The sequence below is a fragment of the Streptomyces siamensis genome (assembly GCF_039543605.1).
In the GTDB taxonomy this organism is placed as follows: Bacteria; Actinomycetota; Actinomycetes; order Streptomycetales; family Streptomycetaceae; genus Streptomyces; species Streptomyces siamensis.
This window is the reverse complement of the sequence record NZ_BAABKB010000009.1, coordinates 1-15,791: the sequence shown is the minus strand read 5'-3', so window position 1 is coordinate 15,791 and position 15,791 is coordinate 1. Positions and strand designations below refer to the sequence as shown.

The window sequence follows — 15,791 nt, the reverse complement described above, 5'->3', positions numbered from 1 at the left end:
GGGCGGATCACCGGCACGGACCCGACCCACCCACCGGACAGACGGCGGCGGGACGGGAACCACGAAGGGCCGCACCCCCGTCACCGGGGATGCGGCCCTCGAGCGCGCTACAACTGCCCTGCCGTACCGCTTACTTGCGGATCAGGTTGCGCAGCACGTACTGCATGATGCCGCCGTTGCGGTAGTAGTCCGCCTCGCCGGGGGTGTCGATGCGGACGACCGCGTCGAACTCGACGCCGGTGTCGGTGGTGACCTTCACCGTGCGCGGGGTGGTGCCGTTGTTGAGCTCCTCGACGCCGGTGAAGGAGAAGGTCTCCTCGCCGGTCAGACCGAGGGACTCCGCCGTGGCGCCCTCCGGGAACTGGAGCGGGAGGACACCCATGCCGATGAGGTTCGAGCGGTGGATGCGCTCGTACGACTCGGCGATGACGGCCTTGACGCCCAGGAGCGCGGTGCCCTTGGCCGCCCAGTCGCGGGACGAGCCGGAGCCGTACTCCTTGCCGGCCAGGATGACCAGCGGGACACCCTGCTCGATGTAGTTGCGCGAGGCGTCGTAGATGAAGGAGACGGGAGCGTCGTCCTTCGTGAAGTCGCGGGTGTAGCCGCCCTCGGTGCCCGGCGCGATCTGGTTGCGCAGGCGGATATTGGCGAACGTACCGCGGATCATGACCTCGTGGTTGCCACGGCGGGAGCCGTAGGAGTTGAAGTCACGACGCTCCACACCGTGCTCGGTGAGGTACTTGCCGGCCGGAGTGTCGGCCTTGATCGCACCGGCCGGGGAGATGTGGTCGGTGGTGACCGAGTCGCCCAGCTTGGCGAGCACACGGCCGCCGGAGATGTCGGAGACCGGCGCCGGCTCCATGCCCATGCCCTCGAAGTACGGGGGCTTGCGCACGTAGGTCGACTCGGTGTCCCACTCGAAGGTGTTGCCGGTCGGGACCGGCAGCGCCTGCCACTGGGCGTCGCCCGCGAAGACGTCCTGGTAGGACTTGTTGAACATGTCCTCGCCGATGGCGTTCGCCACGACGTCGTTGACCTCGGCCTCGGTCGGCCAGATGTCGGTCAGGTAGACCGGCTTGCCGTCCTGGTCGGTGCCCAGGGCGTCCTTGGTGATGTCCACCTTCATGGAGCCGGCGAGGGCGTACGCGACGACCAGCGGCGGGGAGGCCAGGTAGTTCATCTTGACGTCGGGGTTGATACGGCCCTCGAAGTTGCGGTTGCCCGAGAGGACCGAGGTGACCGCGAGGTCGTGGTCGTTGACGGCCTTGGAGACCTCCTCCGGCAGCGGGCCGGAGTTGCCGATGCAGGTGGTGCAGCCGTAGCCGACGAGGTTGAAGCCGACCTTGTCGAGGTACGGGGTGAGGCCCGCCTTGTCGAAGTAGTCGGTGACGACCTTCGAGCCCGGGGCGAGGGTGGTCTTGACCCACGGCTTGCGGGTCAGGCCCTTCTCCACGGCCTTCTTCGCGACGAGCGCGGCGGCGACCATGACGTACGGGTTCGACGTGTTGGTGCAGGAGGTGATGGCGGCGACCGTCACCGCACCGTGGTCGATCGTGTAGGTCGTGCCGTCGGGGGCGGTGACCGTGACCGGGTTGCTCGGCACGCCGTTGGAGGAGGCCGGGGCGTCGGAGGCCGGGAAGGACTCCTTGCCCGCCTCGTCGGCGGTGTCCACGTAGTTGCGGACGTCGACCTTGAACTGCTCGGCGGCGTCGGCGAGGACGATGCGGTCCTGCGGGCGCTTCGGGCCGGCGATGGAGGGGACGACCGTCGACAGGTCCAGTTCGAGCTTCTCGGAGAAGTCCGGCTCGGCGGCCGGGTCCAGCCAGAGGCCCTGCTCCTTGGCGTACGCCTCGACGAGCGCGACCTGCTGCTCGGAGCGGCCGGTGAGCTTGAGGTAGTTCAGCGTCTCGCCGTCGATCGGGAAGATCGCGGCGGTGGAGCCGAACTCCGGCGACATGTTGCCGATGGTGGCGCGGTTGGCCAGCGAGGTGGCGGCGACGCCCTCGCCGTAGAACTCGACGAACTTGCCGACGACGCCGTGCTTGCGCAGCATCTCGGTGATCGTGAGCACGAGGTCGGTGGCGGTGGTGCCGGGCTTGAGCTCACCGGTGAGCTTGAAGCCGACGACGCGCGGGATGAGCATGGAGACCGGCTGGCCGAGCATCGCGGCCTCGGCCTCGATGCCGCCGACGCCCCAGCCGAGGACGCCGAGGCCGTTGACCATGGTGGTGTGCGAGTCGGTGCCGACGAGGGTGTCGGGGTACGCCTGGCCGCCTCGGACCATGACGGTACGCGCGAGGTGCTCGATGTTCACCTGGTGGACGATGCCGGTGCCCGGCGGGACGACCTTGAAGTCGTCGAAGGCGGTCTGGCCCCAGCGCAGGAACTGGTAGCGCTCCTTGTTGCGGCCGTACTCCAGCTCGACGTTCTGCGCGAAGGCGTCGTTGGTGCCGAACTTGTCGGCGATGACGGAGTGGTCGATGACCAGCTCGGCCGGGGAGAGCGGGTTGACCTTCGCGGGGTCGCCGCCGAGCTCCTTGACGGCCTCACGCATGGTGGCGAGGTCGACGACACAGGGCACGCCGGTGAAGTCCTGCATGATCACGCGGGCCGGCGTGAACTGGATCTCCTGGCTCGGCTGCGCCTGGGAGTCCCAGCCGCCGAGGGCCCGGATGTGGTCGGCGGTGATGTTGGCGCCGTCCTCGGTGCGGAGCAGGTTCTCCAGCAGCACCTTCAGGCTGTACGGAAGGCGAGCCGAGCCTTCCACCTTGTCCAGCCGGAAGATCTCGTACGACTCGTCGCCCACCTGCAGCGTGCTGCGGGCGTCGAAGCTGTTCGCCGACACGACAGTCTCCTTCATTGATGTGCGCGTACCACCGCAATCCTGCCGCCACGCGGTCTTGGCCGATCCGCTAAGGTAAGGCTAAGTTAGGTAACCCTTACCGAGGTGGCGGCTGCGGGGCGCCTCGGCAGATATCTCGATGTCGAGATAACTCTAGTACATGGGCGCGGGCTGGTCATGCCCGGCCTCTTGCGGGGTACCCGGTGTCGGCCGGGAGCCACCCGGCGTAACCGTCGCAAGGAGGCAGGCATGCCGCTCACGTTCCGCAAGAGTTTCCGCATACTTCCCGGGGTCCGGCTCAACATCAACCGCAAGTCGTGGTCCATCACCACCGGCGGCCGGCACGGGCCGAAGCACACCCACAGCAGCACCGGGCGCCGGACGACGTCGATGGACCTGCCGGGTCCCTTCGGGTGGCGGCGCACCACGCGCGCCAAGCGGAGCTGAGGCCCCCCGCCCGCCTCTCGTACAGGCGTTCGCGCCCCCTGTGATGAAGTGTGCACGGCAGTCGGTCACCGCCACGGCGGTGCCGTACGGGGATCACGTGCACGGGGGGCGCTGCGTGACGGCGGGCTCGACGACCGGATACGACCACCACGGGGCGCACTTCCTCGCCCTGTTCACGCCCGCGGCCGGGCCCGGCGAGACGGGACGGATCAGACGGCGCCTCGGGGAGCGGGAGCCCCGCCACCTCACCTGGGTGCCCCTGTCCGCCGAGGCCCGCGCGAGCGCCGCCCAGGACCCCGATCCACTGGTGCGGCGCGCCCTGGTCCGGGCCAAGGACGTCACCTCCGACGACCTGGCCCTGCTGCTCCTGCGCCCCGACCCGGTCGTCGACCTGCACGTGTACGAGCACCGCTGGGCACGGTCGTGGATGCGCCGGCTCATTCTGACGCCCGGGCGGCACGCCGACCCGGCGGCCCTCGCACCGCTGCGCGAACGCATCCTCGCCACCCAGCGGGAGCTGCCCGGCGTGCCGCACTTCGTGGGTGCCGGTGTCGTGAGCGACGTGCCCGAGGTCGTGGAGCACGCCCTGCGGGTGCGCGGCACGGACCTCACCAGCGCCGAGCAACTGCGCGCGGTGCAGGGTCTGCTGCCCCACCCCGGCCGGCTGCGCGCGCTGCTCGAAGCGGCTCACGCACCGCTGCACCCCGCCGTCGCCGAGCTCGCACGCGCGGCACTCGACTCCGACGGCGACCGGCTGCGGGACGCCGTCGTGACCGCAGAGGGACCGCACGGGCTCATCGCGGGACTGCGCGCGGGCGAGGCCGAACCGCGCTGGCGCCGGACGCTGGAGTGGGACGCGCTCGTCGCCGCGCACCGCGAGGAGCCGCTTCCCGAGGCCGCCGTGCGGTTCCTGGCCGGCCGCTCCGACTGCCCCGAGTCCGTGCTCGCCGAGCTGTACCGCACCCACCCGGCGGTCGTGGCCGACGTGGCCCGCGCCTGTCCCGCGCTGGTGCGGGCCGCCGCGTCCGCTCCCGGCCACCCGGAACTGGCCCGGATCTGCGCCGCGCTGAGCGGGGAGGCCACCGGCCCGTCCGCCGCCCCCTCCCCCGCGATTCTCGCCGACCTTTCCGTCGTGGTGCTGGACGCCGTCGCGCCCGCCCGCGCGGCCGCCGCGGCCCTGACCGAGCTGGGCGTCACTCCTGCGTTGCGGGATCTGCTGCACCTCCGCCTCGGCGCGGACCCGGACCGGTGGGCCACACTGCGCACCACCCTGTCCCGCTACAAGGGCACGCTGGCCGCGCTGCTCGACGCCGTCGCCGAGGGCACCGCACCCGCCGGATCGGCGAAACCGCCCGCGCTGACGAAGCCGTACCGCTTCCTGCTCTATGCCGCCGGGCCGGCCGATCTGAGCGCCCTGCTGCCACGGCTGCCCGACGACCTGCTGACGGCGCTGCTCGGCAAGGGCTCGCTGCCGCCGCACGCCCTGGACACCGCGCTCGCGGCGGGCGATCCCCGGGTCGCCGCTGCCGTCGGCGGCAATGTCTCGCTCGGCGCCGGTGCGCTGCGCCGGCTCACCGAGCTGGACGAACCGTCCGTCAACGCCGCCGTGTTCCTGAACCAGAAGGCCACGCTGTCGCTGCGCCGCGCGATCGCCTCGGGTCTCCCGCGCACCCCGGGCCGCTCGGAGCGGGTGCCGCTCGACGAGAGGCTGCGCACCGCGCTGCTCGGCGACACGCCCCAGCAGCTGCGGACGCCGCTCGTCACCAGCGGGGACCCCGAACTCGTGCACCACGCCTGGCCGTTCCTCAGCGACCGCGCACGGCACTACGCCGTCGTCCGGGTCCAGGAGCACGGCGGCGCGACGGAGGTGCGGCGGCTGCTCGGGCTGTTCGGCGAGGAGGCCCTCGCCCACCCCGTGCTCCGAAGGGCGCGGGACACGGACGAACCGGGCGGGCCGAAGGAGGACCTGTACCCCTTCGACGACCCGGACACCCTGCCCGCGCTGCTCGCCGAGCCGCGCGGGCGCAACGCCACCCGACGCCTGATGCCGGTCCTCGTCCACGAGCCGTACGCCTACGACTTCGGGCGGCTGGTGGCGGCGCACCGCGCGACGCCCTTCCAGCCGGAGCCGGTCGAGGAGCTGTTGCGTCACGAGGACGTCGACGACGCGGTCCGGGCGGCGTTCACGCAGGACGCCGCCGACGGGCAGGACGCCGATCCGGCCGGGCGGCTGCGGTCGGCGCCCTTTCCGGGCTGGGCCTGGTTCGCGCGCATGGTGGCGCGCGGGCTGCTCGCCCCCGAGCGGCTGGTCGACACCGCCCGCCCGGCCCGCGCGGTGCTCACCGGTCTGCGCCGGCCCGACGACGCGGTGGCCGCCGAGGCCCGCGCGAGCGCCGAGGGCCTCGTACGGAAGCATCTGGCCGGCCACCCCGAAGGATGGGTCGTGGCGCTGCACCTCCTGCCGACGTACGAGGGGACGCTCGCCGAACTGATCCAGGTGGCCGCGCAGGTGGCGGGCCCCCGGCCGGACGCCGAGGAACTGGCCCGCCGGGACGCGCGCGAACTGGCCGCGGTGCGGGAGGCCTCGGTGTCCGTCGCGGCCGTCCCCGCCCTCACGCCGGTCCAGGAGCGCTCGCTGCGCGAGGAGGCGGGCCCCCTCTCGGCGCTGCCCGCGGTGCATCTGCTGCGCACGCTCGTGCCGGGCGCTCCCGTGCCCACCGACCGGCAGGTGCTGCGCACCCTGGCGAACGCCTACCCCTACAGCGTGCCGGGGATAGAGCGCCCCGACTGGCTCGTCGAGGCCTGTGCCGCGCACGGCTCCGCCGCCGGGGGTGAGCCGGTGGTGCCCCGTGAGGCCCCGCTGCGGCCGCTGTCCGACATGGACGAGTACCGGCACGGATTCGTCACGCCCCGCGAGATGGTCGCCCGGACACCCGTGCGCGCCATGGACCCCGTGCCGAAGGCGTGGCGCACGCACGGCGCGGAGGAGCCGCAACTGCGGGCCGCACGCGCCCTGGTCGCCGAGCGGCTCGGCGTCGACGGCGGGCGCTGGCTGCGCGCCCTCGGCGCGCTGGAGGCGGACGGGGCCGACCTGACCTTCGGTGAGGCGCTCGACGCGGGCGCGGCGGACCGGCCCCTCGACGACGCGCTCGACGCGGGAACGGCAAACCGGCCCCTCGGCGAAGCGCTCGACGCGGGCGGTGCGGCCGGTCCGGGCGGTACGGCCGGTTCAGGCGGTACGGCCGGTACAGGAGGCACGGGCGGTACAGGAGGCACGGGCGGTTCAGGAGGCACGGGCGGTTCAGGAGGCACGGGCGGTTCAGGAGACACGAGCGGTACAGGAGACACGAGCGGTACAGGAGGCATGAGCGCGGAGGCCACGTCCGTCACTCCGTCGGGCGCGCGACTCCTGCTGCACGCCGGCGTCGACGCGCTGACGGCCGTGCTCCCCCTGCTCGGCCCGGGGGCGGCGGCCGCGCTGACCGGGCACGCGTGCGCGAGCGGCCATCTGCCCGCGGCGCTCGTCGCGTGTCTCTTCGCCCGCGACGACCGCGAGGCACTGCTCGTGCTCGCCCGGTCGTGGCGCGAGCTGTACCGCGACCACGACCTTCAGCTGCGGCTCCTCGGTCTCGACGAACCCGAGGTCAACGCCGCCCTGTACGGCAGGGCGCTGGGCGGCGCGGCCTCCATGGACGTGCGCCGTTCGATCCTCTCCCGCCGCCCGCAGGGCCGCGCGGCACCGGGCCCGGACGACCTGCTGCCGCTGGCGCCGGAGCTGCGCCGGGAGCTGCTGGGTTCCTCGTACCACTCCGCCCAGCGGGAGCCCCTCCAGCGCATCCAGCTCGAAGCCGCGGACGCGGAGATCGTCGAGCACGCGCTCGCCTCGTGGGGGAAGCGACGCCCTCAGCTCGACCATCTGCTCGCCGCACGCGCCTCGCTGCGGTCCGGCGGTCCGGAACAGCTGCGGTCGCTCGTGGACCGGGACCTGCTGAGTCCCGCCGCGGCCAAACTGGCCGTGAAGGCGCTCGGCTCGGCCGACCCGGACGCGGTGCTCACCGCCCGCCTCGACCGCGAGCTCGGCGCGGACCGGCTGGTGGCGCGGTTGCGGTCGTGCAAGGCGTACAACGAGGAACTCCGTGTCCTCGAACTGCCGTACGTACGCGATTGGGACGTACTCCGCGCAGCGCACGACGAGCAGCCGTTCCCGTCCGCCGTGTGGAGGGCGCTCGGGGAACTGCCGGACGCCCCTGACGCGGTCACCGCGACCGGCATGGACTGGCAGCGGCTGCGTAGGCGCGCCCTGGTCGGGCGCAGCGCCGAGTGCGCCCGCGCCGCCGTGGCGCACCGGGAACGGACGGGTCACCGTGACGTGCGGACCGCGATGTTCGACCACCTCGTCGAGCGGGGCCTGCTCACCGGCGGGGACCTGGTGCACCGCGCCGCGGGCGCGGCAGGGGTGCTGCACTACCTGGCCGAAGGAGCGGTGCGCCGCGAGCTTCCCGACCCCGTCCGCACGGCGGTGCGGGAGGCTACGGATGAAATCGCCAGACTTGCGACAAAGCTTCTCAGTACCGACGAATCGTCATGGAAGCGCCTGTTCGCGGCACTCACCGGACAGGACGTGAACTGGCTGCGCCCCGGATGCGCCACCACGGTCGCCGCACTGCTGGAACACAGCGCCCGAACTCCCGTGTGACGGACTCGCGATGACCCCCACCACCCGGAAGGATGCGCTCCATTTTTCTTTATCTCACATCCGATATACGGTCGCGCCATGGCAGACGACTACCTCGTACGCATCGGCAAGCTCATCCGTGACGCCCGTCAGCACCGGGGCTGGACACAGTCGCAGCTCGCCGAAGCGCTCGGCACCAGTCAGAGCGCCGTCAATCGCATCGAGCGCGGCAACCAAAACATCAGCCTTGAGATGATCGCCCGAATCGGTGAGGCCCTGGACAGCGAGATCGTCTCGCTGGGCTACGCCGGGCCGATGCATCTGCGGGTCGTGGGCGGACGTCGTCTGTCCGGCTCGATCGACGTCAAGACCAGCAAGAACGCCTGTGTGGCGCTGCTGTGCGCGACGCTCCTGAACAAGGGGCGCACGGTGCTGCGCCGCGTGGCCCGCATCGAAGAGGTGTACCGCCTTCTGGAGGTACTCGGTTCGATCGGCGTCCGCACCCGGTGGATCAACGACGGGGTCGACCTGGAGATCGTGCCTCCGAGCGAGCTGGAGATGGAGGCCATCGACGCCGAGGCCGCCCGCCGTACACGGTCCATCATCATGTTCCTCGGACCGCTGCTGCACCGTATGGACCACTTCAAGCTGCCCTATGCGGGCGGTTGCGACCTCGGCACCCGCACCATCGAGCCGCACATGATCGCGCTGCGCCGGTTCGGGCTCGACATCGCCGCCACCGAGGGTCTCTACCACGCCCAGGTGGACCGCTCGGTGACCCCGGGCCGCCCGATCGTGCTGACCGAGCGCGGTGACACGGTGACCGAGAACGCGCTGCTCGCCGCCGCCCGCCACGACGGCGTCACCGTCATCCGCAACGCGTCCTCCAACTACATGGTCCAGGACCTGTGCTTCTTCCTGGAGGCCCTGGGTGTCCGGGTGGAGGGCATCGGCACCACCACGCTCACCGTGCACGGTGTGCCGAACATCGACGTGGACGTGGACTACTCGCCCTCCGAGGACCCGGTCGAGGCGATGAGCCTGCTGGCCGCCGCCGTGGTCACCGAGTCCGAGCTGACGGTGCGCCGGGTGCCGATCGAGTTCCTGGAGATCGAGCTCGCGGTCCTGGAGGAGATGGGCCTCGACCACGACCGCAGCGCGGAGTACTTCGCCGACAACGGACGTACGCGGCTGATCGACCTGACCGTCCGGCCCTCCAAGCTGGAGGCGCCGATCGACAAGATCCACCCGATGCCGTTCCCGGGCCTGAACATCGACAACGTCCCCTTCTTCGCGGCCATCGCGGCCTCGGCGCAGGGCAAGACGCTGATCCACGACTGGGTCTACGACAACCGGGCGATCTACCTGACGGACCTCAACCGTCTCGGCGGACGCCTCCAGCTCCTCGACCCGCACCGGGTGCTGGTCGAGGGACCGACGCGCTGGCGCGCCGCCGAGATGATGTGCCCGCCCGCGCTGCGGCCCGCCGTGGTCGTGCTGCTGGCGATGATGGCCGCCGACGGGACGTCCGTCCTGCGCAACGTGTACGTCATCAACCGCGGTTACGAGGACCTCGCCGAGCGTCTCAACTCGATCGGGGCGCAGATCGAGACGTTCCGGGACATCTGAGGGGACCGGACCCCGCGCCGCACGGGTGCGGCGGCGCGGGCCGTGGATGGTCTCTCTCCGGCCCTCGCGGCCATGTCAGTCCGCGACGACCGTGATGTCCTGCTCCAGGATCGCGTGGAAGATCGGCAGGGGCAGCGGGCCGGAGCTCAGTTCCATGAGGGTGGCCGCGACGTGGGCCGGGCCGGGTACGAGGGTGCCCGGCTCGCGCTTCTCCGAATTGGTCCAGCGGTGCTGGACGCCGTCGCAGACCGCGGCGGTGCCGCCGATGCCGTGCTGTACCTCGGAGTCCCCCTGCGACACCGCAGAGGACACGAAGACCGGTCCGGTGCTGCTCGCGCATCGGTAGGTGCCGGACAGGGTGATGGTGCCGTCGGCGGCGACGCTTCCGGTCGCGTCGACGGTGAGTTCGTCGCCCGGGGTCGAGTGGGCGGGCGCGGACAGGGCGGGCGCGGACGGGGCGGCGAGCAGGAGCAGCGCGGCACCGGCGGCCGTGGCTACGGCATGACGCAGCGACATGGGGTACCTCCAGGAGCGGGGTGCGGGGACGGGCGCTCCACAGGTACCGGCCCGGCGGCCCCGGGGCGGCGACCGTCACCCCAACGGTGGCGAGTCCGTGGCGGATCCGCACCGTCCGTCCCGGGCCCGTCCGAGAGTTGTCCGCGTGTTGTCACGCTTCACGGCCGGCTGTTCCGATGAGTTCGCGGCGCGCGCATGGTCTATCCATGCGAGGGCGACGACACCGCCGCCGACACTCATCGCATCCGACGTGGAGGTGCACCATGTGTTCCCACCGGTCTTCGTGCCCGTCCGCGGACTCCATCGCCCCGCACATCGTGGCGGCCCACCCCGAGCAGGGCTGGAACCTCCTGTGCAACGGCGCGATCGTCTTCGACGACAGCGGCGAACTGCTCCCCGACGGCAGCGTCGTCGCGCCGCACCGGGTGTTCGTCGAGCAGCTCGCCGTCGCGGCCTGAACCCTGCGGGGCTACGGCAGCACCGCGAAGCCGTCCAGTTCGACGAGGGCCTGTTCGTCCCAGAGGCGGACCGCGCCGATCACGGCCATCGCGGGATAGTCCCGTCCCGCCAACCGGTGCCAGACGCGGCCGAGTTCGGGCGCGTGGGCGCGGTAGTCGGCGACGTCCGTGGCGTAGACGGTGACCCGGGCGAGGTCCGACGGGGCGCCGCCCGCCGCGCGCAGCGCGGTCAGCAGATTGGTCAGCGCCCGCTCGAACTGCTCGGGCAGGGTCTCGCCGACCACCTTCCCGTCCGCGTCGAGCGAGGTCTGGCCCGCCAGGAAGACGACGCGGCCGCCGCTCGCGACGACCGCGTGGGAGAAGCCGGTGGGCGGCGACAGTCCGGGCGGGTTGACGCGCTCGGCGGTCATGGGGCCTCGCTCTCTCCTTCGGCACCGGAGTGCGGCCTGTGCTCCCGGGCGTTCCCCGGGGGCGGTGTCCCGGCCGGTCCGGCCGGCCGGTACAGCTCCTTGGCGATGACCGCCCGCTGGACCTCGCTCGCGCCCTCGTAGATCCGCGGTGCGCGCACCTCGCGGTAGAGGTGTTCGAGGAGGTGGCCGCGGCGCAGGGCGCGGGCGCCGTGCAGCTGGACGGCGGCGTCGACGACGTACTGGGCCGTCTCGGTGGCCAGCAGCTTCGCCATGGCCGCCCGCTTGGGCACGTCCGGGGCCCCTTCGTCGTACGCCGCCGCGGCCGCGTACACCATCAGGCGGGCGGCCTCCGTGCGCAGGGCCATCTCGGCGACCTGGTGGGCCACGGCCTGGAGGTCCTTCAGGGGGCCGCCGAAGGCCTCGCGCCGGCTCGTGTGCGCCAGGGTCGCGTCGAGTGCCGCCTGGGCCATGCCGACCGCGAAGGCGCCGACGCTCGGCCGGAACCGGTTGAGGGTGTTCATGGCGACGCCGAAGCCGCGGTCCGGTTCGCCGAGCACGTCGTCGGCGGCGACCGGCACGGCGTCGAAGGCGAGGGCGCCGATGGGGTGCGGCGAGAGCATGTCGAGCGGGGTGCCGGTGAGTCCCGCCCGGTCGGCGGGGACGAGGAAGGCCGTGACGCCGCGGGCGCCGGCGTCGGCGGTGGTGCGCGCGAAGACGGTGTAGAAGTCGGCCTCGGGCGCGTTGGAGATCCAGCACTTCTCGCCGGTCAGCCGCCAGGCCCCGGAGCCGTCCTTGTCCGCCCGCAGGGCGAGCGCCGCCGCGTCCGAGCCGGCGCCGGGCTCGCTGAGCGCGAAGGCGGCGACCGTCGTGCCGGCGTGGACGCCGGGGAGCCAGCGGTCGCGCTGGGCCCCGGTTCCGTACGCGTGCACCGGATGGGCGCCCAGACCCTGGAGGGCGAGCGCGGTCTCGGCCTCCGTGCAGGTCTGGGCGAGCGACTCGCGCATCAGGCACAGGTCGAGCGCGTCGGAGGTGAACAGGCGGGCGAGCAGGCCGAGTCGGCCGAGTTCGGCGACGAGGGGGCGGTTGACGTGGCCCGGTTCGCCCTCCTGGGCGAGCGGGAGCAGCCGCTCGCCGGCCAGTGCGCGCAGCTCCGCACACCAGGCGGTCCGCGCCGGATCGAGTGAGAATGCGGTCATCGCCGGTCCCCTCTCCCCCGGTGGCCCGCGCGTCGGGGCCGGTCGGGTCGCGCCTCCACGTTATCGCGTACCGTTGACTGTCGTCACCAACACGATACGCTCCTTGTGCGAGCCCACCACGACGAGGGGGCGAACCACCATGGACCCCAGGGATGCCGGTGACACCGTGCGGCCGACGGACTCGGCCCACGTCGACACGTTCCCCCGCGACCATCTCCCGCCCCCCGGGCAGTGGCCCGAGCTCCGCTTCGACCTCCCGGAGCTGCGCTACCCCGCCCGCCTGAACTGCGCCACCGAACTCCTCGGCCACGGCCGCCCCGAGCGCTCCGTGTTCCGCACGGCCTCCGGCGAGCCGTGGACGTACGGCCAGCTCCGCACCCGCGTCGACCGCATCGCGCATGTGCTGACCGCCGAGCTGGGCGTCGTCCCGGGCAACCGGGTCCTGCTGCGCGGCCCGACCACGCCGTGGCTGGCCGCCTGCTGGCTCGCGGTCCTGAAGGCCGGGGCCGTCGCCGTCACGGTGCTCGCCCAGCAGCGGCAGCACGAACTGAGCACGATCTGCGCCATCGCCCGGGTGACCCACGCCCTGTGCGACGTACGGTCGGTCGACGACCTGGTCAAGGCGGAGATCCCCGGGCTCCAGGTCACCACCTTCGGCGGGGACACCCCGGACGACCTGCTGCTGCGCATCACGGGCGCGCCGGACGAGCCGTACGAGGCCGTCGACACCGCGGCCGACGACGTCGCGCTGATCGCCTTCACCTCGGGCACGACCGGCCGGCCCAAGGGCTGCATGCACTTCCACCGCGATGTGCTGGCGATCGCGGACACCTTCTCCAAGCATGTGCTGCAGCCGCGGGAGGACGACGTCTTCGCGGGCAGCCCCCCGCTGGGATTCACCTTCGGGCTCGGTGGGCTCGTCGTCTTCCCGATGCGCGTCGGCGCCTGTTCCCTGCTGCTCGAACAGGCGGGCCCGAAGCAGCTGTTGCCCGCGATCGCCGAGCATCGCGTCTCCGTGCTGTTCACCGCTCCGACCGCCTACCGGGCGATGCTGGCCGAGCTGGACGACCATGACACCGGGTCGCTGCGGCGCTGCGTGTCGGCGGGCGAGAACCTGCCGGCCGGGACCTGGCAGGACTGGCACGCGCGCACCGGGCTGCGCATCATCAACGGCATCGGCGCCACCGAGCTGCTGCACATCTTCATCTCCGCCGCCGACGGGAACATCCGCCCCGGCACGACCGGCGTCCCCGTACCGGGGTGGCACGCGCGCGTGGTCGACGCCGACGGGGAGCCGGTGCCGGACGGGGAGCCCGGACTGCTCGCCGTGCGCGGCCCGGTGGGCTGCCGCTACCTCGCCGACCCGCGGCAGCGCGAGTACGTGCGCGGCGGCTGGAACATCACCGGCGACACCTATGTGCGCGACCCCGACGGCTACTTCCGCTACGTCGCCCGCGCCGACGACATGATCATCTCGGCGGGCTACAACATCGCCGGGCCCGAGGTCGAGGACGCGCTGCTGCGCCATCCCGACGTGGTGGAGACCGCGGTGGTGGGGAGACCCGACGAGGACCGCGGGCAGGTCGTCGTCGCCCACGTCGTGCTGCGGCCCGGCGCGCACCGGGACTCCGAGGCGTTGCGCGGCTTCCTCAAGTCCGAGCTGGCGCCGTACAAATGCCCCCGCGAGATCGTCTTCCTGGACGCGCTGCCACGCACCGCGACGGGGAAGCTCCAGCGCTTCCGGCTGCGCGCCGGGACGGGTTCCGGCGCGGTCCCCGGTCCCCCGGCGGCCGGTGGCGTGCCCGCGGGCGGCGATTCCAAGTGATCTTCGCGCACTAGAGTGATCAACGTGTCAGAGCAGCACGCCCCCCGGTCCCTCATCGTCACGTTCTACGGCGCGTACGGCCGATTCATGCCCGGCCCCGTGCCGGTGGCCGAGTTGATCCGGCTCCTCGCCGCGGTGGGCGTCGACGCGCCCTCCGTGCGGTCGTCGGTGTCACGGCTCAAACGCCGCGGCCTTCTCGAACCGGTCCGCACGGCGGCGGGCGCGGCCGGGTACGCGCTCTCCCCCGACGCGCGGCAGCTGCTCGACGACGGCGACCGCCGGGTGTACGCGACGACGCCTCCCGAGGACGAGGGCTGGGTGCTCGCCGTGTTCTCGGTACCGGAGTCGGAGCGGCAGAAGCGGCACGTACTGCGCTCCCGGCTCGCCGGACTCGGCTTCGGGACGGCGGCCCCCGGGGTCTGGATCGCCCCGGCGCGGCTCCACGAGGAGACGCGGCACACTCTTGAGCGCCTGCGGCTCGACCCGTACGTCGAACTGTTCCGCGGGGAGCATCTGGGGTTCGCGGCGACGGCCGACGCGGTCGCCCGCTGGTGGGACCTGGCCGCGATCGCCAAGGAGCACGAGGCGTTCCTCGACCAGCACGCGCGCGTCCTGCACGACTGGGAGCGGCGTACGTACACCCCGCCCGAAGAGGCCTACCGCGACTACCTGCTGGCCCTGGACTCCTGGCGGCACCTCCCGTACACCGACCCTGGGCTGCCCGCCGTGCTGCTCCCCCGGGACTGGCCCGGTGCCCGCTCGGCCGCGGTGTTCAGGGCGCTGCACGCACGACTGCGGGACGCCGGGGCGGAGTTCGCGCAGGTGCCCGGGGGACCCGGGGACTCCGCCGGGTGTGATCCCGGTAACATCAACGGTGGCTAAGGGAACCCTCAGGCTCCTCCGTCCCTCTTCTCATCTTCCTTGCCTAGCGTCGTGAGCCGCACGCCAGGAGAGGAAGAGGACAGCACGTATGACGACCACGGCAAGGGCTCAGGGAGCCACCGTCTGGCTCACGGGACTGCCGAGCGCGGGCAAGACGACCATCGCACGCGTCCTGGGCAGTCGCCTGAGGGCCGAGGGACACCGCGTGGAGGTCCTCGACGGCGACGAGATCCGCCGTTTCCTCTCCGCCGGTCTCGGCTTCTCCCGCGAGGACCGCAACACGAACGTCCAGCGCATCGGCCTGGTCGCCGAGGTCCTCGCCCGCAACGGCGTGCTCGCGCTGGTGCCCGTCATCGCGCCGTACGCCGACAGCCGCGAGGCCGTCGCGAAACGGCACGCGGCGAGCGGGACACCGTACGTGGAGGTGCACGTAGCCACTCCGGTGGAGGTGTGCTCCGTGCGCGACGTGAAGGGCCTGTACGCCCGGCAGGCCGCGGGCCGGCTCAAGGGGCTGACGGGGATCGACGATCCGTACGAGCCTCCGCTCGACCCGGCGCTGACACTGGAGACGGATCTGCAGACCCCGGAGGAGTCCGCGGCGTCCGTGTACGCGGTGCTCTCGGCGAGGGGGCTCGTATGACGCAGACCCTGTCCGGGGCCGCACCCGCCGTGCCGGCCCCGTCGGGCCGTGGCTTCGCCCTGTCGCATCTGGACGCGTTGGAGTCCGAGGCCGTCCACATCTTCCGCGAGGTCGCGGGCGAGTTCGAGCGGCCGGTGATCCTCTTCTCCGGCGGCAAGGACTCCATCGTCATGCTCCACCTGGCACTGAAGGCCTTCGCCCCCGCCCAAGTCCCCTTCTCCCTCCTGCACGTCGACACCGGACACAACTTCCCCGAGGTCCTGGAATACCG

Annotated in this window: 12 protein-coding genes; 8 read left to right on the top strand and 4 right to left on the bottom strand. The window is 72.4% G+C overall.

Annotated elements, in window-relative coordinates; genetic code table 11:
* Nucleotides 1–130 precede the first annotated feature (130 nt).
* On the bottom strand, nucleotides 131–2,845 hold the full coding sequence (gene acnA, locus ABEB03_RS16005; RefSeq protein WP_345648394.1) for an aconitate hydratase AcnA: 2,715 nt from the start codon (nucleotides 2,843–2,845) through the stop codon (nucleotides 131–133).
* A gap of 246 nt (nucleotides 2,846–3,091) precedes the next feature.
* Between acnA and ABEB03_RS16000 the strand changes: the two genes are divergently transcribed.
* The 3 genes from ABEB03_RS16000 to ABEB03_RS15990 all read left to right on the top strand — a co-directional run bounded on the left by ABEB03_RS16000 (nucleotide 3,092) and on the right by ABEB03_RS15990 (nucleotide 9,593).
* A complete protein-coding gene (locus ABEB03_RS16000) occupies nucleotides 3,092–3,289 on the top strand; it encodes a DUF4236 domain-containing protein (RefSeq protein ID WP_345648392.1) in 198 nt (65 codons plus the stop codon).
* Nucleotides 3,290–3,404: 115 nt separating this feature from the next.
* Nucleotides 3,405–7,985, top strand: a complete 4,581-nt coding sequence (locus ABEB03_RS15995) for a hypothetical protein (RefSeq protein ID WP_345648388.1) — start codon at nucleotides 3,405–3,407, stop codon at nucleotides 7,983–7,985.
* A 78-nt stretch (nucleotides 7,986–8,063) separates the two neighbouring features.
* Entirely contained in the window at nucleotides 8,064–9,593 is a 1,530-nt protein-coding gene (locus ABEB03_RS15990; RefSeq protein WP_345648384.1) for a helix-turn-helix domain-containing protein, read from the top strand.
* Nucleotides 9,594–9,668: 75 nt separating this feature from the next.
* Here the strand turns inward: ABEB03_RS15990 and ABEB03_RS15985 are convergent, their stop codons facing one another.
* Nucleotides 9,669–10,109, bottom strand: a complete 441-nt coding sequence (locus ABEB03_RS15985) for a DUF6299 family protein (protein WP_345648381.1) — start codon at nucleotides 10,107–10,109, stop codon at nucleotides 9,669–9,671.
* A gap of 263 nt (nucleotides 10,110–10,372) precedes the next feature.
* Here ABEB03_RS15985 and ABEB03_RS15980 point away from each other — a divergent pair, with 263 nt between their 5' ends.
* Nucleotides 10,373–10,567 (top strand): DUF5999 family protein, encoded by a 195-nt coding sequence (locus tag ABEB03_RS15980; RefSeq protein ID WP_028802216.1) that lies wholly within the window; start codon nucleotides 10,373–10,375, stop codon nucleotides 10,565–10,567.
* A gap of 11 nt (nucleotides 10,568–10,578) precedes the next feature.
* On the opposite strand, the gene ABEB03_RS15975 is transcribed toward ABEB03_RS15980, so the two are convergent.
* Both ABEB03_RS15975 and ABEB03_RS15970 read right to left on the bottom strand, forming a co-directional pair.
* Complete coding sequence (locus ABEB03_RS15975) at nucleotides 10,579–10,977, bottom strand: RidA family protein (protein WP_345648377.1); 399 nt, start codon at nucleotides 10,975–10,977, stop codon at nucleotides 10,579–10,581.
* A complete protein-coding gene (locus ABEB03_RS15970) occupies nucleotides 10,974–12,173 on the bottom strand; it encodes an acyl-CoA dehydrogenase family protein (protein WP_345648374.1) in 1,200 nt (399 codons plus the stop codon). The genes ABEB03_RS15975 and ABEB03_RS15970 overlap by 4 nt, the downstream gene beginning before the upstream one ends.
* Before the next feature lie 139 nt (nucleotides 12,174–12,312).
* On the opposite strand from ABEB03_RS15970, the gene ABEB03_RS15965 reads away from it, so the two are divergent.
* The 4 genes from ABEB03_RS15965 to ABEB03_RS15950 form a co-directional block, all read left to right on the top strand.
* Entirely contained in the window at nucleotides 12,313–13,998 is a 1,686-nt protein-coding gene (locus tag ABEB03_RS15965) for an AMP-binding protein (RefSeq protein ID WP_345648371.1), read from the top strand.
* Nucleotides 13,999–14,013: 15 nt separating this feature from the next.
* Nucleotides 14,014–14,880 carry a PaaX family transcriptional regulator gene (locus ABEB03_RS15960; RefSeq protein WP_345648368.1) on the top strand — a complete coding sequence of 289 codons (867 nt, stop codon included), beginning with the start codon at nucleotides 14,014–14,016 and terminating at the stop codon, nucleotides 14,878–14,880.
* A gap of 88 nt (nucleotides 14,881–14,968) precedes the next feature.
* A complete protein-coding gene (gene cysC, locus ABEB03_RS15955) occupies nucleotides 14,969–15,520 on the top strand; it encodes an adenylyl-sulfate kinase (protein ID WP_345648363.1) in 552 nt (183 codons plus the stop codon).
* Nucleotides 15,517–15,791, top strand: a 275-nt coding sequence (locus ABEB03_RS15950) for a phosphoadenosine phosphosulfate reductase domain-containing protein (protein WP_345648360.1), incomplete at its 3' end; no start/stop codon positions are given. The genes cysC and ABEB03_RS15950, both read left to right, overlap by 4 nt.